19 protein-coding genes and 2 riboswitches are annotated in these 23173 nt (G+C 73.6%); of the genes, 12 read left to right on the forward strand and 7 right to left on the reverse strand.

Going from position 1 to position 23173, the window contains the following annotated elements; all coding sequences use genetic code 11:
- Positions 1-19: 19 nt before the first annotated feature.
- The 4 genes from ACFOW4_RS02740 (at position 20) to paaN (ending at position 5533) form a co-directional block, all read left to right on the forward strand.
- Positions 20-988 carry a DMT family transporter gene (locus ACFOW4_RS02740; RefSeq protein ID WP_377524104.1) on the forward strand — a complete coding sequence of 323 codons (969 nt, stop codon included), beginning with the start codon at positions 20-22 and terminating at the stop codon, positions 986-988.
- A 91-nt stretch (positions 989-1079) separates the two neighbouring features.
- A riboswitch (SAM riboswitch) is annotated at positions 1080-1215 on the forward strand.
- An 11-nt stretch (positions 1216-1226) separates the two neighbouring features.
- Positions 1227-2513 (forward strand): threonine synthase, encoded by a 1287-nt coding sequence (gene thrC / locus ACFOW4_RS02745; RefSeq protein WP_377524105.1) that lies wholly within the window; start codon positions 1227-1229, stop codon positions 2511-2513.
- A 276-nt stretch (positions 2514-2789) separates the two neighbouring features.
- Positions 2790-3809, forward strand: coding sequence for a GNAT family N-acetyltransferase (locus ACFOW4_RS02750; RefSeq protein ID WP_377524107.1), 1020 nt, complete (start codon positions 2790-2792; stop codon positions 3807-3809).
- Positions 3810-3859: 50 nt separating this feature from the next.
- A complete protein-coding gene (gene paaN / locus ACFOW4_RS02755; protein ID WP_377524108.1) occupies positions 3860-5533 on the forward strand; it encodes a phenylacetic acid degradation protein PaaN in 1674 nt (557 codons plus the stop codon).
- A gap of 170 nt (positions 5534-5703) precedes the next feature.
- Here paaN and ACFOW4_RS02760 read toward each other — a convergent pair whose 3' ends face one another.
- The gene (locus tag ACFOW4_RS02760) at positions 5704-6255 is read right to left on the reverse strand and encodes a GNAT family N-acetyltransferase (RefSeq protein WP_377524110.1); all 552 of its coding nucleotides are present in this window, start codon (positions 6253-6255) and stop codon (positions 5704-5706) included.
- A 219-nt stretch (positions 6256-6474) separates the two neighbouring features.
- Between ACFOW4_RS02760 and ACFOW4_RS02765 the strand changes: the two genes are divergently transcribed.
- From ACFOW4_RS02765 to groL, 3 genes are all read left to right on the forward strand, one after another.
- The gene (locus tag ACFOW4_RS02765) at positions 6475-6678 is read left to right on the forward strand and encodes a cold-shock protein (RefSeq protein WP_204924708.1); all 204 of its coding nucleotides are present in this window, start codon (positions 6475-6477) and stop codon (positions 6676-6678) included.
- Positions 6679-7029: 351 nt separating this feature from the next.
- Positions 7030-8028, forward strand: coding sequence for a hypothetical protein (locus tag ACFOW4_RS02770; RefSeq protein WP_377524112.1), 999 nt, complete (start codon positions 7030-7032; stop codon positions 8026-8028).
- 272 nt (positions 8029-8300) lie between these two features.
- Positions 8301-9923, forward strand: a complete 1623-nt coding sequence (gene groL, locus ACFOW4_RS02775; protein WP_377524113.1) for a chaperonin GroEL — start codon at positions 8301-8303, stop codon at positions 9921-9923.
- A 57-nt stretch (positions 9924-9980) separates the two neighbouring features.
- On the opposite strand, the gene ACFOW4_RS02780 is transcribed toward groL, so the two are convergent.
- The 3 genes from ACFOW4_RS02780 to ACFOW4_RS02790 all read right to left on the reverse strand — a co-directional run bounded on the left by ACFOW4_RS02780 (position 9981) and on the right by ACFOW4_RS02790 (position 13830).
- On the reverse strand, positions 9981-10226 hold the full coding sequence (locus ACFOW4_RS02780; protein WP_377524115.1) for a hypothetical protein: 246 nt from the start codon (positions 10224-10226) through the stop codon (positions 9981-9983).
- An 85-nt stretch (positions 10227-10311) separates the two neighbouring features.
- A complete protein-coding gene (locus ACFOW4_RS02785; protein ID WP_377524116.1) occupies positions 10312-11250 on the reverse strand; it encodes a GNAT family N-acetyltransferase in 939 nt (312 codons plus the stop codon).
- A gap of 99 nt (positions 11251-11349) precedes the next feature.
- Positions 11350-13830, reverse strand: a complete 2481-nt coding sequence (locus ACFOW4_RS02790) for a S8 family serine peptidase (RefSeq protein WP_377524118.1) — start codon at positions 13828-13830, stop codon at positions 11350-11352.
- An 80-nt stretch (positions 13831-13910) separates the two neighbouring features.
- On the opposite strand from ACFOW4_RS02790, the gene ACFOW4_RS02795 reads away from it, so the two are divergent.
- Complete coding sequence (locus ACFOW4_RS02795) at positions 13911-15725, forward strand: glycerol-3-phosphate dehydrogenase/oxidase (protein WP_377524225.1); 1815 nt, start codon at positions 13911-13913, stop codon at positions 15723-15725.
- A gap of 86 nt (positions 15726-15811) precedes the next feature.
- Positions 15812-16345: a hypothetical protein gene (locus tag ACFOW4_RS02800; protein WP_377524120.1), complete on the forward strand. Its 534-nt coding sequence runs from the start codon at positions 15812-15814 to the stop codon at positions 16343-16345.
- Positions 16346-16369: 24 nt separating this feature from the next.
- On the opposite strand, the gene ACFOW4_RS02805 is transcribed toward ACFOW4_RS02800, so the two are convergent.
- Entirely contained in the window at positions 16370-17770 is a 1401-nt protein-coding gene (locus tag ACFOW4_RS02805) for an FAD-binding oxidoreductase (protein ID WP_377524122.1), read from the reverse strand.
- 104 nt (positions 17771-17874) lie between these two features.
- On the opposite strand from ACFOW4_RS02805, the gene ACFOW4_RS02810 reads away from it, so the two are divergent.
- Positions 17875-18165 (forward strand): DUF4031 domain-containing protein, encoded by a 291-nt coding sequence (locus ACFOW4_RS02810; RefSeq protein ID WP_377524123.1) that lies wholly within the window; start codon positions 17875-17877, stop codon positions 18163-18165.
- On the opposite strand, the gene ACFOW4_RS02815 is transcribed toward ACFOW4_RS02810, so the two are convergent.
- On the reverse strand, positions 18131-18799 hold the full coding sequence (locus ACFOW4_RS02815) for a metal-dependent phosphohydrolase (RefSeq protein ID WP_377524125.1): 669 nt from the start codon (positions 18797-18799) through the stop codon (positions 18131-18133). The genes ACFOW4_RS02810 and ACFOW4_RS02815 overlap by 35 nt on opposite strands.
- 187 nt (positions 18800-18986) lie before the next feature.
- On the opposite strand from ACFOW4_RS02815, the gene ACFOW4_RS02820 reads away from it, so the two are divergent.
- Positions 18987-20192, forward strand: a complete 1206-nt coding sequence (locus tag ACFOW4_RS02820; protein ID WP_377524227.1) for an aromatic acid exporter family protein — start codon at positions 18987-18989, stop codon at positions 20190-20192.
- Positions 20193-20237: 45 nt separating this feature from the next.
- On the opposite strand, the gene ACFOW4_RS02825 is transcribed toward ACFOW4_RS02820, so the two are convergent.
- On the reverse strand, positions 20238-21497 hold the full coding sequence (locus ACFOW4_RS02825) for an aminotransferase class V-fold PLP-dependent enzyme (RefSeq protein ID WP_377524126.1): 1260 nt from the start codon (positions 21495-21497) through the stop codon (positions 20238-20240).
- A 46-nt stretch (positions 21498-21543) separates the two neighbouring features.
- A riboswitch (SAM riboswitch) is annotated at positions 21544-21664 on the reverse strand.
- 23 nt (positions 21665-21687) lie between these two features.
- Between ACFOW4_RS02825 and ACFOW4_RS02830 the strand changes: the two genes are divergently transcribed.
- Positions 21688-23166 carry a PrsW family intramembrane metalloprotease gene (locus ACFOW4_RS02830; protein ID WP_377524128.1) on the forward strand — a complete coding sequence of 493 codons (1479 nt, stop codon included), beginning with the start codon at positions 21688-21690 and terminating at the stop codon, positions 23164-23166.
- Positions 23167-23173 lie beyond the last annotated feature (7 nt).

The following is a 23173-nucleotide window of genomic DNA, read 5'->3' on the forward strand; positions in this document are numbered from 1 at the left end:
TCGAACATTGGAGTTGTCGATGCGCTCGCGTACCGCCGCCTACCCGCTGTTGGCCGTGCTGAGCTGGGGAATGATGTTCCCGATTCTCGCCACCGCGCTGGCCCGGGTCGATCCGCTCAACCTGACCACCGCCCGCTACCTGCTGGCCGCCGTCGTCCTGGTCGCCATCCTGCTGCTCCGCGAAGGCGCCGGCGCGCTGCGCCCGGGGGGCCGGGCGGTCGAGGTGGTGGTGCTCGGGGCGGTCGGCTTCGCCGGCTTCAACCTGCTCACCAACCTGGCGCTCGAGCACGCCGCACCCCAGCAGGTGGCCCTCTTCGTGGCGACCACCCCCGTCATCACGCAGCTGGTCCGTTGGGCCCGGGACGGCGTACGCCCGACGCCTCTCCTGTTGGTCCTGTCCCTGGTCGCGCTCCTCGGAGTCGGCCTGGTGATCACCCGCGGGAGCCTGGCCGGGCTCGGCCAGTTCGGTCTCGGCGGCCTGATGATGATCGGCGCGGTGATCGGCTGGGCCGTCTACACCCACGGCGCCAGCCGGTTCGGAGCCTGGTCGCCGCTGCGTTACTCGGCGCTGACCGCGCTCGCCGGCACGGCCGCCCTGCTGGCCGCGAGCGTGCTCGCCGACGGCATCGGCTGGCAGCACGCGCCCGGCGCGGCCGATCTCGCGGCGGTCGCCCCGCAGTTGGCGTACGCCGTGGTGGTCGGCGCCGTGATCGCGGTGCTGGCGTGGAACACCGGCGTGCAGCGGCTCGGGGCCGCCAACGCCGCCCTGTTCATGAATCTGGTTCCGGTGACCACGTTCGCGGTGCAGATCGCCCGCGGCTACCGGCCGGAGCCGGTGGAGCTGGCCGGAGCCGCGATCACCATCGCCGCCCTGGTCGCCGCGAACCTCGTCACCCGGTCCCGGACGCGGGCCCCGTCGCTGCCCCGGCCGGCCGCGGTGACCGACCCGGTCGCGGTGGTCGCCCCGGCGGCGGTGGCCGACCGCTGACCGACCACCCGTCCGGCCCGGTGGCTCACAGCGTGGGAACGGCGGTGGAGGCGGCGTCCCGCGTTGCCTAGACTCGACGGCACAACTGCATACCTCATCCAGAGGGGCTGAGGGATACGGCCCGACGACGCCCCGGCAACCACCCCGCGCGCTCATCGCTGAGCGTCCCGCGGGGCAGGTGCCAATTCCGTCCCCGCCGCACGGTGCGATGCGGGGAAAGATGAGAGGACTCCTCGACATGACGTCGACGATCGCCGCCTCCGGCATCGACACCACCGCCAGCCCCGCCCGCGCCCTGGTCTGCCGCGCCTGTTCGGCCCGCTACCCGCTCGCCGCGCAGCACGCCTGTTACGAGTGTTTCGGCCCGCTGGAGGTCGACTACGACACCGCCGAGCTGGCCAAGGTCACCCGCGAGCAGATCGAGGCCGGCCCGAAGAACCTCTGGCGGTACGCCGCGCTGCTCCCCGCCGGCCAGGACCCGGCCACCCGGGTGACCCTGGACCCGGGGCTCACGCCGCTGGTGTCGGCCCCGCACCTCGCCGCCGAGCTGGGCATCACCGCGCCGCTCTGGGTCAAGGACGACAGCGCCAACCCGACCCACTCCTTCAAGGACCGGGTCGTCTCGGTGGCGCTCACCGCCGCCCGGGCGCTCGGGTTCCGCCGGTTCGCCTGCGCGTCGACCGGCAACCTGGCCAACTCGGTGGCCGCGCACGCCGCCCGGGCCGGGGTGCCCTCGGTGGTGTTCATCCCGAGCGACCTGGAGCAGGGCAAGGTCATCACCACCGCCGTGTACGGCGGCGAGCTGGTCGCCATCGACGGCTCGTACGACGACGTGAACCGGCTCTGCGGCGAGCTGGTGGAGACCGACGAGTTCGAGGACACCGCCTTCGTCAACGTCAACGTCCGGCCGTACTACGCGGAGGGCTCCAAGACCCTGGGCTACGAGGTGGCCGAGCAGCTCGGCTGGCGTATCCCGGCGCAGGTCGTCATCCCGATGGCCAGCGGCGAGCTGCTCACCAAGATCGACAAGGCGTTCCAGGAGCTGGTCGAGATCGGGTTGGTCGAGGCGCCGGCCGGCGGTTGGAAGGTCTTCGGCGCCCAGTCCGCCGGCTGCAACCCGATCGCCACCGCCCTGCACGCCGACAGCGACACCATCACCCCGGTCAAGCCCACCGGCATCGCCAAGTCGCTGAACATCGGCGACCCGGCCGCGGGCCTCTACGCGCTGGAGGCGGTGCGCCGCACCGGCGGCTGGATGGAGTACGCCGACGACGACGAGATCCGCGCCGGCATCCGGCTGCTCGCCCGTACCACCGGCGTCTTCGCCGAGACCGCCGGCGGGGTGACCGTCGCGGTGCTGCGCAAGCTGGTCGAATCCGGCAGGCTCGACCCGGCGGCGGAGACCGTGGTGTTCAACACCGGTGAGGGGCTGAAGACCATCGACGCGGTCGCCGCCGAGGTCGGCCCGACCCACCGCATCCGTCCGTCGCTGCGCGCTGCCCGCGACGCCGGCCTGCTCGGCTGACCCGCCGAGGGGGGATCGCCCGGATGGGGGAGCGGAGCGATCCGCCGGGTAACTGGCTTTTCGCTGTGAGTGTGGAAAACCCGCCGGTATGGACTTGACGACAGGAACCGGACGGCGCAAGATGCTCCGTGCGGGAGGGCACTTCGCCGAAGACTTTTGAAGTTCTTGCGACCCAACGCCGGAGGCGTTGTGCGAGTGCCCCTCCCGACCACGTCCGATCGGGCCAGCGATTAAATCGCTGGCCTGATCGCTTTTGCGGGGTGCAGGCTTCCCGGCATGAGCATCACCATCGCGTCGTTCGACGGCGCCGACCGGGCCGCGGTCGACGAGGCGTACCGGATCGGCGCGGCGGCGGGCGGCGTCGACGTGCCGGACTTCCCGCCGTTCTGTCGGCGTCGGTTCGACGCGCTCTTCTCCACGCCGATGCCGGGCACCGCCACGCTCTGGGCGCTGGCCCGCCTCGACGGCGTGCCGGCCGGCCACCTCCAGCTCGACCTGCCCCAGCTCGACAACACCGACAACGCCACCGTCGAGCTGGTGGTCCACCCGGAGCTGCGGCGTCGCGGCGTCGGCCGGGCACTGCACGAGTACGGGGTACGCCTGCTGCGCGAGCAGGGACGCAAGCGGGTGGTCGCGATGACCGTCTGCGCGCTGCCCGACGGGCCGGCCCGGTCGGGGGCGGGTGACGCGTTCGCCGCCGCGACCGGAGCCCAGCCCGCCCTGGTCGAGGTGCGTCGCCGGCTCGAGGTCGACGAGATCGACCGGATCGCACTGCGGGCGGCGCTGGCCGAGGCTCGCCCGCGCGCCGAGGGTTACCAGTCGGTCTGCTGGCAGGGCGCCACCCCGCAGGAGTACGTCGCGGACATCGCGTACCTGGACGGTCGGCTGCTCATGGACGCGCCCATGGGGGACGTGCAGTGGGAACCGGAGCAGGTGGACGCCGAGCGGATCCGGGGCACCGAGCGGGCGCTGGAAGCGCGCGGCCGGCGCCGTTACCACCTGGGGATGCGGCACGAGGCGTCCGGCCGACTGGTCGCCTGGACGCTGCTCGACGTCGGCGCGTCCGCCGACTGGCACGCCTTCCAGCAGATCACCATCGTCGACCCGGCCCACCGTGGGCACCGGCTCGGTCTGATCGCCAAGGCCGAGAACCTGCACCACCTGCTCACCCACGAGCAGTCGGTGCGGGTCATCGACACCTTCAACGCGGCCAGCAACAGCTACATGGTGGCGATCAACGAGCGGCTCGGCTTCCGCCCGGTGGACTCCTGGAACAACTGGCAGCTCACTCTCTGACGGACATCGGCGCTACTGCTCCCCGGCCGTCCTCAGGCATGATGGCGGGCATGACGGAGACCCCGCATCCCCTGTACAACAGGCACGCCGACACCCTCAACCGGGCGCTGACCGCGATCACGGAGCGGGGCTACTGGTCCGCCTATCCCGAGTCACCGAGCCCCCGGGTGTACGGCGAGACCGCCGCCGCCGACGGGAAGGCCGCCTTCGAGGCGTACCTCGGTGGCGACTTCCCACTCGACCAGCCCGGCGCCGGTGACCGGGTCGCCACCGAGGCGAGCCCGTTCGGGGTGGACCTCGCGGTGCGCTACCCGCACGCCACCGCCGACGAGCTGGTCGCCGCAGCCTCCGCCGCGCTGCCGGCCTGGCGCGACGCCGGCCCGCAGGCCCGGGTGGGCGTCTGCCTGGAGATCCTCGACCGGCTGCACAAGCACATCTTCGAGCTGGCCAACGCGGTGCAGTTCACCAGCGGTCAGGCGTTCGTGATGGCCTTCCAGGCCGGTGGCGCGCACGCGCTGGACCGGGCGCTGGAGGCGCTGGCGTACGCGTACGCCGAGATGACCCGGCACCCGGGCACCGCCGGCTGGGAGAAGTCCGCCGGTAAGGGCGACCCGCTGCGGATGACCAAGACGTTCCACGTGGTGCCGCGTGGGGTGGCCCTGGTGATCGGCTGCAACACGTTCCCGACCTGGAACTCGTACCCGGGGCTGTTCGCCTCGCTGGTCACCGGCAACCCGGTGATCGTCAAGCCGCACCCGCGCGCGGTGCTGCCTTTGGCGATCACCGTGAAGTACGCCCGCGAGGTGCTCGCCGAGGCCGGCTTCGACCCGAACCTGATCCTGCTGGCCGCCGAGGCGCCCGGCGAGAAGCTCGCCAGCGACCTGGCCCTGCACCGGGCCGTGAAGATCGTCGACTTCACCGGCTCCACCGAGTACGGCGACTGGCTCGAGACGCACGCCCGGCAGGCGGCCGTCTACACCGAGAAGGCCGGCCTGAACACGGTGGTGATCGACTCCACCGACGACTTCGCCGGCATGTGCCGCAACCTCGGCTTCACGCTGACCCTCTACAGCGGCCAGATGTGCACCACCTCGCAGAACATCCTCATCCCCGCTGGCGGCATCGAGACCGACCAGGGGCACAAGAGTTTCGCCGAGGTGGCCGGCGGGATCGCCGCGGCGGTCGGCAAGCTGACCGCCGACCCCGCCCGGGGCGTCGAGCTGACCGGCGCCATCGTCAACGACGGTGTGCTGGAGCGGCTGGCCGAGGTGACCAAGGTCGGCGAGCCGGTGCTGGAGTCGCGGGCCGTGCAGCACCCGTCCTTCGCCGACGCGGTGGTGCGTACGCCGACGATCGTGAAGCTGGCCGCGGACGACACGGCGACCTACGGCCGGGAGTGGTTCGGGCCGATCTCGTTCGTCATCGCGACCGACTCGACGGCGCACAGCCTGGAGATCATGCGCTCGACGATCGGTGCGAAGGGCGCGCTCACCGCGGGCGTGTACTCCACGGACGAGGCCGTGCTGGACGCCACCGAGGCCGCGGCGGTGGACGTCGGGGTGCACCTGTCCTGCAACCTGACCGGCGGAGTCTTCGTGAACCAGTCGGCGGCCTTCTCCGACTTCCACGGCAGTGGCGCCAACCCGGCGGCGAACTCGGCGTTGACCGATGGGGCGTATGTGGCTAATCGGTTCCGGATCGTGCAGTCGCGGCGGCCTGTCTGATCTTGTTGTAGGGGTTTCCGGGGCAGCCCGCCCCGGAAACCCTGCCGTGTCGCCCTGCGGCCGGTCGCTGCGACCTGGGGGTGAGCTCAGGGGCGCTGCCTCGGGTTGAGTCCTCGGGCTGGGGCTCGATCCCAGAGGTGCTGCCTCGGGTCGGGTTCTCGGGTTCGGGGTCAGGCGGGGCGGCGCATCTGTAGTTCGGTCAGGGCGGGGACCGTGGGGTGTGGGACGCGGATTCCGGTGTCGGTGAAGCCCAGCCGCTGGTAGGCCCGGTAGGCGCGGTCGTTGCCGACCACCACCTCCAGCAGCAGTTCCGGTCGACCGCAGGCCCGCGACCAGGCGGCCACCCCGTCGATCAGTTCGGCGAGCAGCCCGCTGCCCCGCCAGGCCGGGGTGACGTAGACGGCGTAGACCACGGTCAGTTTGGCCTCGTGCGGGGAGACCGTGCCGCCGGCGTGCCCGACGAAGCGACCACCGGGATCCGCCACGAACTGCGCGGTCTGCTCGCCGCGCGAGGTGTACGCGACCCGGGCCGCGTACTCGGCGTGCGGGCGGGCAGCCGCGTCGGCGATGGTCTCCAGGAAGGCAAGCGGCGCGTCGGCCAGCATCTCCAGCCGCAGCGCCCGCATCCGGGCGGCGTCCGCCGGGCGGACCCGACGGATCTCGGCCCGTCGCGCGGTGGGCGCGGCGCCGGTGCGGTCCGCCCGACCGGGCGCGCTCGTCATGCCGCATACCTATCACAGCGACCGGCGACAATGCCGCCATACCCGTCATGGCCTCGGAATATGCCCGATTTGTGGTCGTGCGCGGCGGTCACGCCTCGTGTAGCGTGCGATTTCGGTCACCCGTTTCAGCGGCCGTCGTCGATCGTGGAAGCAGTGGTCCGAGGCGCCGGCCGTGCCGTCGCCGGGCAGGGAACGCCGCACAGAGTGAGGAAGTGCACCGTGGCACAGGGCACCGTGAAGTGGTTCAACTCGGAAAAGGGCTACGGCTTCATCGCCGTCGACGGCGGTCAGGACGTGTTCGTCCACTTCTCGGCGATCGAGATGGACGGCTACAAGGCGCTGGACGACGGCCAGCGGGTGGAGTTCGAGATCGCCCAGGGCCAGAAGGGCCCACAGGCCGAGCAGGTGCGCGTCATCGCCTGAACGGGCCCGCCGGGTGCGCGTTCCCCGTCCGCTGGCCCGCCACCGGACGGCTCCGGTTGATCGCCCGGAGCGGGGATGCGCCGGGGGCCGTCAGCCGGGAAGATCATGAGCCGTTCCAGCAGACGCTGAGGAGGGTTCATGACCGACCAGCCGCCCCCGCCCGTCCCACCCACCGGGCCAGGCGAGCCGGGCCCGTCCGGCCCGTCCCAGCCCCACTGGGACCCGTCCGGCCAACCCCCGCCCGGGTCGGCGCCGTCGGGCACGCCGCCGCAAGGCTGGAACCCTTCGGGCACCCCGCCGCAGGGCTGGGTGCAGAGCGGTCCGCCGCCGCAGGGTTGGGACCCTGCGGGCATGCCGCCGCAGGGCCCGGGTCCCTACGGTGCGCCGCCGCAGGGCTGGGTGTCCCCGCCGACGGGCGGATACCCGCTCGGCTCCGGTCCGTACGGCGGGCAGCCGTGGTACCCGGGAGCGCCGGTCGGCTGGTACCCGCCCGGTCACGGACTCGACCCGAACGACCCCCTGGTCACGCCGCCCGGAGCCGGTCTGGGTGGCTGGTTCGAGCGGTGCACGGCCGCGGTGCGCCGGGGCTGGCGCCTGCTGGTCCCGATCATGCTGCTCACCCAGGTTCTGCCCGCAGCCGTGCTCTCCGTGCTCTCCCTCGGGGCGGACCCGTCGGCCAGATGGGCGGGCCCTCCGGGGGCGGACCCGACGGCGGGGCTGCCGGACACCTTCGCCCTCGACCTGGTGAGTCTCCTCGCCGTGTTGATCGGCGGCACCCTGGTGGTCGGGTTGGTGCAGTCCATCGGATGGGCCGCCGGCAGTTGGGTGATCGCCCGGCAGGCGGCCGGTGAGTCGGTCGATCTCGGGTCGGCCCTGCGCTACGGCCTGCGCCGGGCGCTCGGGCTCTGGGGCTGGACCCTGCTGATCAGCGTGATCATGGGCCTGGGCTTCTGTTTCTGCGTACTGCCCGGCATCTACCTGGCGTTCGCGCTCAGCATGGCGGGGCCGGTGTACCTCTTCGAGCGGGAGAACCCGATCGGCCGGTCGTTCCGGATGTTCCACGACCGGCTCGGGCTGGTGCTGGGCCGGGTGGCGCTGGTCGCCGTGGCGGTGATCATCGGCACCGTGATTCCCGGGACGCTGGAGTCGGTGGGCAGCGTCCCGTTCGGTACCGACCCGTTCGGCGCACCGGGCACCGCCGTCGGCGTGGTGGTGGTGATCGGGATCGCCGCGCTGCTGGCCCTGCCCGCCCACCTCGCGCAACTGGTCGGCCTGCTGGTGACGTACGCCGAGCAGCGGGCCCATGAGGCGCCGGTGAACAGCGCCCGGCTGGCCGCCGAACTCCGCTGAGCGACGCCATCGTGCTTGCACTCGGCAGGGGAGAGTGCTAAACAAGTCATTGGCACTCGCATACCGTGAGTGCCAATGGTCGGGACGGTGGGGCCACGGTCGCGCCGGCGCGGAGACGCCGGGGTGACACATGGCCGGTCGTCGCGGGCTATCCGGCCCGGCCGAAGGACGTCGTCGTCGCCAGGTGGCGACGTCCCAAGGTGCGTACACCAGGCGGCCCATCCGGGGCACACACTCGGGTGGCCCGTGAGTGTCCAGGAGGACAACGCCGTATGGCCAAGATGATCGCGTTCGACGAAGAGGCGCGCCGCGGCCTCGAGCGGGGCATGAACCAGCTCGCCGACGCCGTGAAGGTGACCCTCGGCCCCAAGGGCCGCAACGTCGTGCTCGAGAAGAAGTGGGGTGCCCCCACCATCACCAACGATGGTGTGAGCATCGCCAAGGAGATCGAGCTCGAGGACCCGTACGAGAAGATCGGCGCTGAGCTGGTCAAGGAGGTCGCCAAGAAGACCGACGACGTGGCCGGTGACGGCACGACGACGGCGACCGTCCTGGCCCAGGCCCTGGTTCGCGAGGGCCTGCGCAACGTGGCCGCCGGCGCCAACCCGATGGCCCTGAAGCGGGGCATCGAGGCCGCGGTCGCGAGCGTCTCGGAGGAGCTGTCCAAGCTCGCCAAGGACGTCGAGACCAAGGAGCAGATCGCCTCCACCGCCTCCATCTCCGCCGGTGACAGCACCGTCGGCGAGATCATCGCCGAGGCGATGGACAAGGTCGGCAAGGAAGGCGTCATCACCGTCGAGGAGAGCAACACCTTCGGTCTGGAGCTCGAGCTCACCGAGGGTATGCGCTTCGACAAGGGCTACATCTCGGCCTACTTCATGACCGACCCGGAGCGCATGGAGGCCGTCTTCGACGACCCCTACCTCCTGATCGTCAACGGCAAGATCTCGTCGGTGAAGGACCTGCTCCCGATCCTCGAGAAGGTCATGCAGGGCGGCAAGCCGCTGCTGATCATCGCCGAGGACATCGAGGGCGAGGCCCTGGCGACCCTGGTGGTCAACAAGGTCCGGGGCACCTTCAAGTCGGTCGCCGTCAAGGCGCCGGGCTTTGGTGACCGCCGCAAGGCCATGCTCGCCGACATCGCCATCCTCACCGGTGGCCAGGTCATCAGCGAGGAGGTCGGCCTCAAGCTGGACGCCGTCAGCGTCGACATGCTGGGCCGCGCCCGCAAGGTCGTGGTGACCAAGGACGAGACCACCATCGTCGACGGTGCCGGCGACGCCGACCAGATCCAGGGCCGGGTCAACCAGATCCGGGCCGAGATCGACAAGAGCGACTCCGACTACGACCGGGAGAAGCTGCAGGAGCGGCTGGCCAAGCTGGCCGGCGGCGTTGCGGTGATCAAGGTCGGCGCGGCCACCGAGGTCGAGCTCAAGGAGCGCAAGCACCGCATCGAGGACGCCGTTCGCAACGCGAAGGCGGCCGTCGAGGAGGGCATTGTCCCCGGTGGTGGCGTCGCGCTGGTGCAGGCCGGCAAGACCGCCTTCGACAAGCTGGACCTGGTCGGCGACGAGGCGACCGGCGCGCAGATCGTCAAGATCGCGCTGGACGCCCCGCTGCGGCAGATCGCCGTCAACGCCGGCCTCGAGGGCGGCGTCGTGGTGGAGAAGGTCCGCAACCTGGAGGCCGGCCACGGCCTCAACGCCGCCAACGGCGAGTACGTGGACCTGCTGGCCGCGGGCATCATCGACCCGGCCAAGGTGACCCGGTCGGCGCTGCAGAACGCCGCCTCGATCGCCGCGCTGTTCCTCACCACCGAGGCCGTCGTGGCGGACAAGCCGGAGAAGACCCCGGCCGCCCCGGCTGGCCCGGGTGGCGGGGACATGGACTTCTGAGTCCAGTTCCGACACCGGACGGGGCGGGCCGCTGACGCGGTCCGCCCCGTTCTTTCGTCAGGTGGGCAGCGGTCGCTGGTTGCGTCGCTTGTGCGCCCGGTCGTACGGCGGCGGCAGTTGGATGGGGGCGTCCACCATCTCCTGCGGCTCGTCGGGTGGGCCGCACCCGTCGGCGGTCATCTCCGCCAACTGCTCGGCGTCGCCGTAGTCGAGCCGCTCGAACGGCAGTTGCCCGGGAAGTTCACCGACCGGTTTCCAGGTGACGGGCGGGCCGTCGTCGATCTGGTCGTCGTCCGTGGTCATGGCTGCCTCCTCTACCGAAACGGTAGGGGGCGTCGATGGCCTTTGCCGACGAATGGCGCTATCTGGATCTATATCCTATTCGCCCTCATTTGCCGTCGAGGGTGCGTCGGTACAGGAAGAAGACCCGCTCGATCCGGGCGCCCGCGCTGCCCGAGTAGAACGGGACCGGCCCGACCCAGCCGATCTGCGCCGCTTCCACCCCCGACTCCCGCTGCTGGTCACGCAGGCAGCGGCGCAGCAGCACCCCGCCGATGCCCGAGCCCTCGGCGGCCGGTGCGGTGCCCATCGGCCCGAACCAGCTCGGCCGGCACGCCCCGTAGGCCGCGAAGCCCAGCAGCTCGCCGTCGCGCTCCGCCAGGTGGCAACCGGCGTCGGGGCGCCCCACCGACTGGGCGAGTTCGCCGTCCCACGCGCCGCCGAAGGTGGACCGGGCGAACGCGACCAGCGCCGGCAGGTCCGCCGGCTCCGCGCGACGTACGGTGACGCCCCGCTCGGCCAGCCGCCGCTCCGCCGCCTCCGTGGACCGCAGTGCCGGCGACTCCTCGTACGACAGGTCGGCGGTCATGTTCCAGGCGGTCCGGTCCTGCCGGTAGCCCAGCGCCAGGGCGGCGCAGACCGCCGGGGTGTAGCGCACGTCGATGCCCGGCCAGGCGTAGTACGGCGGGTTCCCGGCCAGCAGCAACTCGGTCGCTCCGCGCCCGCCGAGGACCTGCTCGGCCCGCTCCAGCAGTGCCCTCCCGACGCCCTGACGGCGCTGCTCCGGAAGCACCGCGATCAGGTCCACGTGCCCCAGCCCCGGGTCGGCCGAGGACACCGAGCCGAGCAGCACCCCGACCAGCTCGTCCCCCCGGTAGGCGCCCAGCGGCAGCACCGGTCGGTCGGCGGCGGCCCGCGGCCAGAGCGCGTCGACGATGTCGCCCGCCTCCTCGGCGTCCTCCGGCAGGTCGAGCGCCCGCTCGCAGAGCCGCACCGCCTCGGGGAGCAGGTCGACGGAAAGTTCGGTGATGGTGATCGCGGCGTCCATGGTCGCCGACCCTAGATCACCGGGTGCCGGTGGTGGCTTCCGCCCATCGCGTTAACAAGGGCCCCTCTACAACCGTAGGCGTTAGCAAGGTGCCCTTCCTTACCGCTGGGCGGCCTGCGCGGCGGCCAGGGCGTCGACCTGGCCGGCGCCGGTGATGGCGGCCGGACCGCCGCAGGCGTCCACCGGGTTGCGAGAGCGGTAGGTCGGCTCGGCCGCGGTCGCCGTGTCCCGCAGGATCTGGCGGGTCCGGGCCAGGTCGCCGACCAGCGCCGGGTTCGCCGACCACATCAACGCGACCACCCCGGCCACCTGTGGGGTCGCCATCGAGGTGCCGTCCAGCGCGGCGTACCCGCCGCCCGGCATCGCCGACACCACGCCCACGCCCGGCGCCAGCACGTCCGGCTTGCCGGCCCCACCCGGTACCGGCCCGCGTGAGGAGAACATGGCCACCCGCCCCTGGGCGTCGACCGCCCCCACGGTCAGCACGTCCGGGTAGGGCGCCGGCGGGTCGTCGATCGAGGCGCACCACGGGCCGGTGTTGCCGGCGGCGGCGACCACGAAGATCCCGGCGGCGTCGAGTGCGGCGGTCGCCGGCCGCAGGACATCCGGATCGCAACCCTCGATCGCCGGGCAGCCCCACGAGTTGGTCAGCACCTGCGGGGCCCGCTCCGGCCGTCCGTCGGTGAACGGGTCTCCGCCGGTCGGAAAGGGCGCAAGCATGAACTGGAGGCAGTCCAGGTAGTGCGCCGGGCTGCCCAGGTTCCGGGCCAGGTTGACGCAGCCCACCCACTGGGCGTCCGGCGCCACCCCGATGCCGCCGCGCCCCACCGCGCTGCCCACCGTGTGGGTGCCGTGCCCGCCCTGGTCGGTGGGTGCCCGGCTGCGCCGCCACGGGTCGTACCAGGAGTCGTCGCCACCGCGGAAACCGGCCCGCAGCGCCGGGTGGCTGCCGTCCACGCCGGAATCGGAGCTGCCGACCACGATGCCCGCACCGGTCACCCCGAGCTGGGACCAGACCCGGTCGGCGCCGATCTGGCGGATGTTCCACTGCGGGCCGGTGGGTGCGGGGGCGGTGCCCCGGGTCTGGCCGGCCGGCGCCGGCAGTGGACGCAACCGCTGGCTGACCAGCACCCGGGCCACCTCGGGCCGGCGGGCCAGCCAGGCCCGCACGGCGGGTCCGCCGTCCACCTCGATCGCGTTGACCAGGTAGTACGGCACCGGGTTCAGGTGCAGCCGGGTCAGGTCCCGGCGTAGGTCAGCCTGGGTCCGGTCGGCGGTGGCGACCAGCCGCCGGTAGACCTCGGTGGCCCGTGCGTCCCGACCGGCCCGGCCCGGGGCGCCCGCCGCCAGACCCGTGAGGTCGGCCTGCTGGCGCAGCACCACCAGCAGCCGCTCGCCGTGCAGGCCGGGCTGGCCGGGTCCGAGGTCGACCACGCCCACCGCCGCCACCAGCACCGCCGCGGTCACCGCGGCCACCCGACGGCTCGGGGTACGCGCGCCCGGCCGGGCCAGCAGCACCCCGTACCCGATGGCGACCAGGGCCGCGACGGCGAGGCCGAGGGCGGCGGCGACCGCCACCCAGTACGGCACGTCACGGGTGGTCGACAGCAGCAGGGTGATCTCTTCGGGGTCGGTGGTGGCCAGTGGGCCGAGCGCCGCCAGACCCACCAGCCAGGCGGTCGCGGACCGCCCGTCGCCCGCCTCGACGAGTGCCCCCGAGCTGGTTTCACCGGGCGGCACGGGACGCCGGTACGCCGCCTGGAGCGCGGCCAGCGCGAAGCCGACCGGCGGCAGGGTGAGCAGCGCGGGCAGTTGCGCGCCGGACTGGCCGGCGCCGGCGGCGAGGAGCAGCAGCGCCACCCCGGCGACCAGGCCGCCGACGAGCACCAGCCGGGCGGGCCGAGGTGGCCGACCCACGGCGAACCGGGACCAGAACGCCTCGTCCAGCAGCGTGGCGGCGAGGGTGCCGAGCGCGGTCGCCGCCAGCACGGCGAGGACCGTCTCCAGCAGCCCGCCGAGCGCGCCCACCCAGACCCACGGCAGCAGCAGGGCCAGCCCGGCCGCGATCGCGAGCAGCGTCACCGCGCCGGGGCGGGTGAGCCGCCGCGCGCCCTGCGCGGCGACCGAGCGCACGGCCGATCGGTGGGAGAGGCGGCGCAGGATCAGCGCGGCGAGCGCCGCCGTGCCGGCCAGCGCCGCCAGGTACAACTCGTGGTGCACCGGTGGTACGGCCCGCAGCAGGGTGAGCAGGCCGAGCGCGAGCGCCGCGACCAGCCAGGACCGACCGGTGGCCCGGACCGCCGCCGAGCGGGGCAGCAGGGCCAGCAGCAGCGCGGGCGTACCGACCAGCACGACGGTGACCAGGCCCAGCACCGGCCAGAGCCAGCCCACCCGGTCGCGCCCGAAGCCCAGCAGCACCTGGTCGGTGAGCCAGCCACCGGCCTGGGTGCCCACGGTCACCACCACGGTCCAGCCGCCGGCCAGCGCGGCGCCGACAACCGGCCACGGGTTGGCCCGACCCGGGGGTGACGGAGGGTGGGGCGGCAATTGACCAGCGGGTGTCGAAGGGCCGACCGGCATGTCCCGAACAGTACGGGGCATGCCGTGCATGTCGACGCACCGGCCGTGGCGGTTACGGTGGACGGGTGCGCGACCCCAACATCTCCCGCTCCGTCGCCGGGCAGCTCTCGCCGGTCCGCCGCGCCGCCGACCTGCGCCGACTCCGCTCGGAACGCTTCGACGTGCTGGTCATCGGGGGCGGGGTGACCGGTGCCGGCGCCGCCCTGGACGCGGCCTCCCGGGGCCTGAAGGTGGCCCTGGTGGAGGCGCGTGACCTCGCCTCGGGCACCTCCAGCCGGTCCAGCAAGCTCATCCACGGCGGCCTGCGCTACCTGGAGCAGCTGGAGTTCCACCTGGTCCACGAGGCGCTCACCGAGCGCGGCCTGCTGGCCACCCGGCTCGCGCCGCACCTGGTCCGGCCGGTGCCGTTCCTGGTGCCGCTGCCCGCCGGCCGGGGCCTGCGGGACCTGCCCGGCCGGATCTTCCGCCGCTCCTACTACGGCGCGGGCGTGGCCACCTACGACGCGTTCGCCGGGATCTTCGGCGGTGGCCGGGGCATGCCGCTGCACCGGCACCTCACCCGGGAGGGCGCCCGCCGGATCTTCCCCAGCCTGCGGGCCGACGCGCTGGCCGGCGCGATCCGCTACTACGACGGGCAGGTCGACGACGCCCGGCTGGTCGTCACCCTGGCCCGCACCGCGGCCAGCCTGGGCGCCACGGTGGTGAGCAGCGCCCGGGCGGTCGGCCTGATCCGCCAGGCCCGCGAGGTGACCGGGGTACGCGTACGCGACCTGGAGGCGCCGGCCGGCTCGCCGGACGCAGAGTTCGAGGTGCAGGCCCGCACCGTCATCGCCGCCACCGGCGTGTGGAGCGACGACATGTCCCGGATGCTCAACGACGTGGGCCTGCGCCCCGGTGTCCGGGTCCGGGCCTCCAAGGGCGTGCACCTGGTGGTGCCCCGCTCGGCGATCACCGGCGAGACCGGGCTGATCCTGCGCACCGCCACCTCGGTGCTCTTCGTCATTCCCTGGGGCGGGCACTGGATCATCGGCACCACGGACACCGACTGGCGGCTGGACCGGTCCCACCCGGCGGCCTCGGCCAGCGACATCGACTATCTGTTGCAGCAGGTCAACGCCGTGCTGGACCGCCCGCTGACCACGGCCGACATCGAGGGCGTGTACGCCGGTCTGCGGCCCCTGCTGGCCGGCGAGGCCGACTCCACCTCGAAGCTCTCCCGCGAGCACGCGGTCTTCGAGCCGATGCTCGGTCTCCTGCTGGTCGCCGGTGGCAAGTACACGACGTACCGGGTGATGGCCTCCGACGTGGTCGACCGGGCCGCCCGCCGGCTGGGCGGCGCCCGGCCGTCGCGCACCGCCGACCTGCCGCTGCTCGGCGCCGACGGGTACCCCGCGATGTGGCGCGACCGGGCCGACCTGGCCCGCCGCCACGGCGTGCCGGTCGGTGTGGTGGAGCACCTGTTGGAGCGGTACGGCACCCTCACCCTCGACCTGCTGGCCATGATCGACGCCGACCCGCTGCTCGCCTCCCCGCTCGCCGGCGCTCCGGAGTACCTGGCCGCGGAGGTCACCTACGCGACCCGGGCCGAGGGTGCGCTGCACCTGGAGGACGTGCTCACCCGACGGACCCGCATCTCCTTCGAGACCAGCCACCGCGGCCTGGAGTCGGCCGAGCACACCGCCGAGCTGATGGGCGCGGTGCTCGGCTGGGACGCGGCCACCCGGGCCCGCGAGGTCGAGCACTACCGCGCCCGGGTGGAGGCCGAACGGCAGTCCCAGTTGATGCCGGACGACGCCGCGGCGGACGCCGCCCGGCTGGGCGCCCCGGACGTCCGGGGCTATCCGGCCGACCGGGGCGATGACGACCAGGCGGAGTTGCGGCCGTCATCCCGCTGACCGAAAGCACCCTACCGAGTGGTAACCTTCAATGTTGCCCGGTTGGTGGTTACGGTCGTTCACAGCCGTGAGGTAGGTTTCCGCGCGTGCTTTTCCGCGCGCGCTCACGTCAGCTCATCCCCGCCCTCCTCGTGACGCTCGTCGTCACCCTCACCGGGTGCTCGCTGCTCGACCGGGGCGCCGATGCCGTCCCGACGGACCCGCCGGTGGGCGCGGCGGCGGGCGGGCCGGCTCCGGAGGCGCCGACGACCGTCGCCAAGGGGCAGGTGAGCCTGCTCCAGCGGCTCGGCGCCGACGCGCCGCTGCGGACGCTGAGCGTCGAGCGGGACGGGAAGTGGCAGTGCGTCGACTGCGCCGGCGACGGGGTCACCTCCCGCGGCACGCTCGCCCCCGAGCAGACCGAGCGGCTCCAGACGCTGCTCGCCGACCCGGCGTTGGCGCAGGAGACCGATCAGGCCCGGCAGTACCGGGTGACGTGCATCGACGCGTTGACCTCCAGCCTGCTCACCTCGGCCGGGCTGATCACGTCGCAGGACTGCCCGGGCGAGGAGCGTCCGCCGGTCGCCGGGGAGATCCTGCTGCTGCTCACCCAGGCGACCCCGGCGGAGATCACCGGCTGAGCCGAGGCCACTGCCCGGCCGGCGTCAGAGCACCTTGCCGGGGTTGAGCAGGCCGGCCGGGTCCAGCGCCGACTTGATCGCCTGGTGCACCCGGACCCCGACCGCGCCGATCTCCTGCGCCAGCCACTCGCGCTTGAGCAGGCCCACCCCGTGCTCCCCGGTGCAGGTGCCGCCGAGCGCCAGACCCAGCCGCATGATCTCGTCGAACGCGCGCCGGCCCCGGTCCAGGCTCGCCGGGTCGGCGCGGTCGACCACGATGTTCGGGTGCATGTTGCCGTCCCCGGCGTGCCCGACGACGCCGATCGGCACGTCGCAGTCCGCCGCGATCCGGGCCACGCCGTCGAGCAGCGCGGCGAGCGAACCTCGGGGCACCGCCACGTCGTCGATCACCAGGCCGCCGTTGCCGTCCGGGTACGCGTCGGCGGCGAACTTCTCCATCGCCGGGTGGGCCAGCCGTCGGGCCTGGAGCAGCGCCGCCGCCTCGACCGCGTCGGTCGCCGCGTAGACCTCGTCGGCGCCGGCCGCCTCGCAGACCTCGGCGAGGACCGCCAGGTCGTCGGCCGCCCGGGTGCCGGTGTCCGCGGCGGCCAGCAGCAGGGCCTGCGCGTCGGTGCGCAGCCCCATCGGTTGGTACGCCTCGATCGCCCGCAGGTGGGTCTGGTCGAGCAGTTCCAGGAGGCTGGGGGTGAGGCCCCGGGCGGCGATCCCGGCCACCGCCGCGCCGGCCGCCGCGGTGGACGGGAAGACCGCCACCAGGGTCAGCGACTCGGCCGGGGCGGGCCGCAGCGCCACGGTCACCTCGGTGATCACGCCGAGGGTGCCCTCGGAGCCCACGAAGAGCCGGGTCAGGTCGTAGCCGGCCACCCCCTTGGCCGTACGTCGGCCGGTGCGCAGCACCTCGCCGGAGGCGAGCACCACCTCCAGGCCCAGCACGTACTCGGTGGTCACGCCGTACTTGACGCAGCACATGCCGCCGGCGTTGGTGGCCACGTTGCCGCCGATCGTCGACGACTCCCACGAGCCCGGGTCCGGCGGGTACCACAGCCCCTGCTTGGCCACCGCCGCGGCCAGCGTCGCGTTGACCACGCCCGGCTGCACCACGGCGATCCGGCTCACCGGGTCGATCTCGCGGATCTCGTCCATGGCGACGGTACTGAGCACCACCGCGCCGTCGACCGCGTTCGCCGCGCCGGCCAGCCCGGTCCGCGCCCCCTGCGGCACCACCGGTACGCCGTGCCGGGCCGCCGCCCGGACCACGGCCACCACCTCCTCGGTGCTGCGCGGCCGGGTGACCACCAGCGGTGTGCCGGCGGCGCAGAGGTCGGCCTCGTCGCGCTCGTGCATCCGCAGCAGATCGGGGTCGGTGAGCACCGCGTTCTCGCCCAGGGCGGCGCGCAGTTCGTCGAGTAGCGGGGTGGCGGCCATGCAGCAGAGGCTAGGTCGCCGACCGCCGATCATCAACATGATCCACATCGCGGGTGAGGGCCTGGCGCATCGGCTCCGGCGCGGGTCCTTATAGCTTGGGCATCATGCTCTACCTGGACCGGCCGGCCTGGCCGTGGCGAGGTCGGCTCTGGTCACACCTGATCAGCGACGTCTCCTACGCCGAACTGCACGCCTTCGCCGAGGCCCTCGGTGCGCCCCGGCGCGGTTTCGACCGGGACCACTACGACATTCCCGCCGAGCGCTTCGCGGCGGCGGTCTGGCTCGGCGCTCGGGTGGTGTCGAGCCGGGAACTGGTCCGGCTGCTGCGCTCCGCCGGCCTGCGCCGACCGAAGCACCTGATCAACCCGCGCCCGTCGGATCGTCCGGAGCGGTAGCGGCCAGCGCCGCCAGCTCGCGGCGCAGGTTCAGCCGGGCCGGCCGCTCCCAACGCCGCGCCAGTGGCGGCAACCGGAACAGCGCGGGCAGGCCGAGCAGCCCGCTGAGTACCCGGGCCCGGCCGGCCCGGAAGTCCGGCTCCGGCACGTGCGCGTACTCCCGCCGGATCGCGGCGGCGTAGCGGTCGTAGACCGGCACGGGCGCCGCCAGCACGGCCAGGTCGGCGTCGCAGAGCAGGGCGCCGTCACGGTCGTCGGGGGCCACCGCGTGACCGGCGGTGAGCAGTACCAACCGGTGCACCTCGGCCACCGCGGCGGCGGGCACCCCGAGCCCGGTGAGCAGCGCGGTGGCCAACTCGGCGCTGTCGCGTTCGTTGGTGTCGCCGCCGGCCCGCGGGTCGTAGACCGCGTCGTGGCACCAGGCCGCCAGCCGGACCAGCGCGGCCCGGTCGGCCAGCCCGGCGTGCCGGTCGACCACGTCGAGGACGGCGGTGAGGTGGGCCACCGTGTGGTATTGCCGGTGCGGTTCCCGCCACCGCATCAGCAGGTCCTCGCCGGCGCGGGTCGCCGCCGCGTCGGCGGTCGCCCCGGCGTCCCGGGTCGCCGCCCGCCACCGGTCCAGCAGCTCGGCCACCCGCCGAGTCTGCCGTACCGTGCCGGGCCGTGGCGAGGGCCGGGACCGTGCTGGTGCGGGCCGGTGTGGCGGCGAGGTCGTGCCGGCTGAGGATTCAGCGGGCGGGTCGCGGGTAGTCGCGCCCATGGCCGTGGCCCGTGATGACCGACCCTCGTTGGTGCGGCGTGCCCCGCTGCGGGAGGGGCTGGTGAACGTCGACGAGCAGCGGATCGCCGAGGCGATGAAACAGCTCCGGCACAAGGGCAGGGCGACTCTGCACGACCGGTTGCACCGCGTGCGGATGGCCGGCGGCCTGGCCCTCCAGGCGGGTTTGGCCGCCGGGCTGGCCTACCTGGTGTCACACAAGGTGCTGGGCAACCCGCAGCCGGTCTTCGCGCCGATCTCGGCGGTCGGCACCCTGGCCGCGTCGGTGGGCCAGCGGTTCCGCAGGACCGTGGAGCTGATCGTCGGGGTCGCCGTCGGGGTGGGCATCGGCGACTTCCTGATCTACCTGCTCGGCACCGGGCCCTGGCAGCTCGGCCTGGTCGTCACGGTGGCCATCCTGCTCACCATCTTCGCCGGGGCCAGCGTGGCCATCGTCATCCAGGCCGCCGCCACCGCCGTCCTGATCGTCACGCTGAGCCCGTCCACGCAGAACCTGGAGATCCCACGCTTCGTGGACGCCTTCCTCGGTGGCGGCATCGCGCTGCTGGTGACCGCCGTGCTGCTGCCGCTCAACCCGCTCCGGGTGATCAATCGGGCCGCCCGGCCGGCACTGGACCTGCTCGCCGCCCAGCTCGACATCACCGCCGACGGGCTGCGCAGCCGGGACCGGGCCAGCGTGCAGCAGGCGCTGGACCGGCTGCGGAACAACAAGGAGGAGCTGGCCGCGTTCGGCGAGGCGATCGAGGGAGCCAAGGAGACGGTCACGCTCTCGCCGGCCCGCTGGCACCGGCGCAGCGAGCTGACCCACTACGCGGAGGCCGCCGACCCGATCGACCGGGCGATGCGCAACAGTGGCACCCTGATCCGCCGGTCCGTCACGCTGATCGAGGACGAGGAACCGGTGCCGGACACGATGCCGGACGCGCTCGCCCACCTGGCCGAGTCGGTCCGCCTGCTCAAACACGAGTTCGCCGTCGGTGAGGAGCCCAACCAGGCTCGGGAGCGGGCGCTGCGCGCGGTCAGCGAGGCCGGTCGGGCGTACGCCGACGGGGTCGGCTTTTCCGGCAGCGTGGTCGTCGCCCAGATCCGCACCACGGCGAGCGACCTGCTGGTGGCCTCCGGGATCGACCAGGAGGATGCGAACCGGTGCGTCCGCAGTTCGTTCGGTGACCTGGACCGCCCGGCCGGCAGCCCGGCCGAACCGGACGGCGGGAAGCCGAAACCACCGACCGCCCCGCCGGTCGGCTGAACGCCAGCGTCCCGGCCCCCGCTCTGGTCCTCGCGCCGCCCCGGCTCAGTCGAGCGCGGCCAGGGCTGACAACAGCCGATCCACCTGCGCGGCCGTGCTGCCCAGGCCGATGCTGGCCCGCAGCGCGGTGGCCGGAAGGTCCCGCCGGCCGCTGCGGGTCGCCGCCTCGGTGAGCAGCCGCCGGGCCAGCGGGTGGGCGCAGAACAGGCCGTCGCGTACGCCGATCCGGTGCTCCCGGGCCAGCCGGCCGGCCACCTCGGCGGAGTCGCGCCCGGCGACCACGAAGGAGACGATGCCCACCCGGGGCGCGTCCGGGCCGAAGGTTCGCAGTTCCACCACGTGCGGCAGGGCCGCGATGCCGGCCCGGAGCCGGGCCAGGAGGTCCTGCTCGCGGGCGGCCAGCGCCGCCCGGTCCGCGTCGGCCAGCGCCGTGCACACTGCGGCCAGCGCGACCGCGCCGACCAGGTTCGGCGTGCCGCCCTCGTGCCGGGCCGGGCCGGTCGTCCAGGTCACCTCGTGGGTGGCCGTACCGACGTGGCTGGTGGCACCGCCGCCGCTGAGGTACGGCGGGGCGGCGTCCAGCCAGTCGGCCCGGCCGATCAGCACCCCCGCGCCGAACGGCGCGTACAGCTTGTGGCCGGAGGCGGCCACGTAGTCGACGTCCAGCGCGAGCAGGTCCACCGGGACGTGCGGGGCCAGCTGGGCGGCGTCCACGACGATCCGGGCCCGGTGCCGGCGGGCCACCCGGGCCAGCTCGGCGACCGGCCAGAGCTCCCCGGTCACGTTGCTCGCCCCGGTGACCGCGACCAGCACGGGCAGCGCGGGGTTGCTGTCCCGGCGCAGCTCGGTGAGCGCGGCGTCCAGGTCGCGTACCGCGCCGGCGGGATCGGCCGGCACCGGCAGCCGGACCGAACCGCGCGGCCAGGGCAGCAGGTTCGCGTGGTGCTCGCCGGCGTTGGTGACCACCGTCGTGCCGGGCGGTAGCGCCCGGGCCAGCAGGTTGAGCGCGTCGGTGGTGTTGCGGGTGAAGACGACGTGGTCGTCGGCGCGCGCCCCGAAGAAGGCGCCGACACTCTGCCGGGCCCGCTCGTAGGCGAGCGTGCAGCGCCGGGACAGCGCTCCCGCGCCGCGGTGCACGCTCGCGTACCAGGGGAGCAGCTCGGCCACCGCGTCGGCGGCCGCCCGCGCGCACGGCGCGCTGGCCGCGTAGTCCAGGTTGATCTCACCCGGTACGCCGAGCACGTCGAGCGGAGCCGGCGTGGCGGCGGGCCGGGTGGGCAGCGAGGGTACGAGGGTGACGGACACGCCGGAACCTCCGGGGTCAGGGACCCCGGACGTGCTGTCGGGACGGGGTCCGCGCTTGCCCAGCACGCCGATCGGGCTGGGCCCGGTCATCACCCGGGGCACCCCACCGCGAACTCGACGAGGGTTGCCGGCCAGCAAGCCGGGGCTTGACGCTGGCGCTCGTGACCTGCCCGCAGCATAGCGGCTGCCGATGCGACCGGACCAGCCGGCGACGGATGGCTACGCTGACCGCATGGCCGACACCCCGCCCGGTGCACCCCTGCCGTCGTCGCCCGCGCCCGCCGATTCCTCCGGCGCCGCGGCGGTCCCGATGCCGACGCGCCGGTCGGCCCGCCGCCGCTACCTGGTGCTGTTCGGTGTCGTCCTGTTCATCGCCGCGTGCGCGGTGTTCATGGTCTTCACGCTGGGCCAGTCGCTCGGCGCGCAGGCGCTGGCGATCGGCGTGGTCGCCGCCGTCCTGCCGGTGCCGGTCCTGGTCGCCTGCTTCCTCTGGCTGGACCGTTACGAGCCGGAGCCGCTGCGTTATCTGATCTTCTGTTTCGCCTGGGGAGCCTTCGTCTCCACCGCCGCCGCGCTGACCGTGAACGAGTTCGCCGCCGCCCGGTTCGCCGACTGGGGCCTGCCGGCCGCGCTGACCGGCGTGCTGGTGGCGCCGTTCATCGAGGAGCTGACGAAGGCGCTCGGCCCGATCCTGCTGCTGGTGTTCCGCCGGCGGGAGTGGTCGGGGATCACCGACGGCCTGGTCTACTGCGGGCTCTCCGCGGTGGGGTTCGCCATGGTGGAGAACATCCTCTACCTCGGCGGGTACGGCTTCGCGGCCGGCGCGGACCGGTACGGGCCGGCGACCGGCACCCAGCAGGTCATCGCCATCTTCATCGTCCGGATCCTGCTGTTCGGCTTCGCCCATCCGCTCTTCACCTCGATGACCGGCGTGGGGCTGGGCGTCGCCGCCCGGGCGGCGGACCGGCGGGTCCGGGTGTTCGCCCCGATCGCCGGCCTGCTGCTGGCGATGATGCTGCACGGCACCTGGAACCTGCTGCCCACGCTGACCCAGGCCACCGGCCAGGCGCTGATCATGCTGTACGGGTTCCTCGGCGTCATGGTGCCGATCTTCTTCGGCATGGTGGGGCTGGCGGTGTGGCTGCGTGCCTGGGAGGGGCGGCTCACCGAGCGGAGGCTGCCGGACTACGTCCGGGCCGGCTGGTTGACCCCGCCGGAGGTGGCCGCGCTGAGCAGCCTCGGCCGCCGGCACGCGGCCCGAAGATGGGCCCATCGGGTGGCCGGGGACGGCGGGTTGAAGGCGATGCGCGGCTACCAGTTCGCGGCCACCCGGCTGGCCCTGCTGCGCGACGGCACGCTGCGCGGCCTGGACCGCAAGCCCGCCGACCGGGAGCGCACCGCCCGCGAGGAGCGGGAACTGCTGAACTCGATGAGCGCGTACCGGTCGTACTTCGTCGGCCGTGATCCGCAGGCCCCGGTCGGTGTCTGGGACGGCAGCCGCTACCACCTGCGCTTCCCGGACGGCTCGCAGCGTCCGGTGGACGCGCCGGACGAGCCGGTGGTGCCGATCCCGGTGGTGCTGGCCCCGCCGCCGCCCCCGGCCGGTCACGCCCCGCCCGACCGGTACGGCCTCCGGCCGGCAGCGCCCTGGCCGCACGGCCACCCGTGACCTCGTA

This window comes from Micromonospora sp. GCM10011542, assembly GCF_042650685.1.
In the GTDB taxonomy this organism is placed as follows: Bacteria; Actinomycetota; Actinomycetes; order Mycobacteriales; family Micromonosporaceae; genus Micromonospora.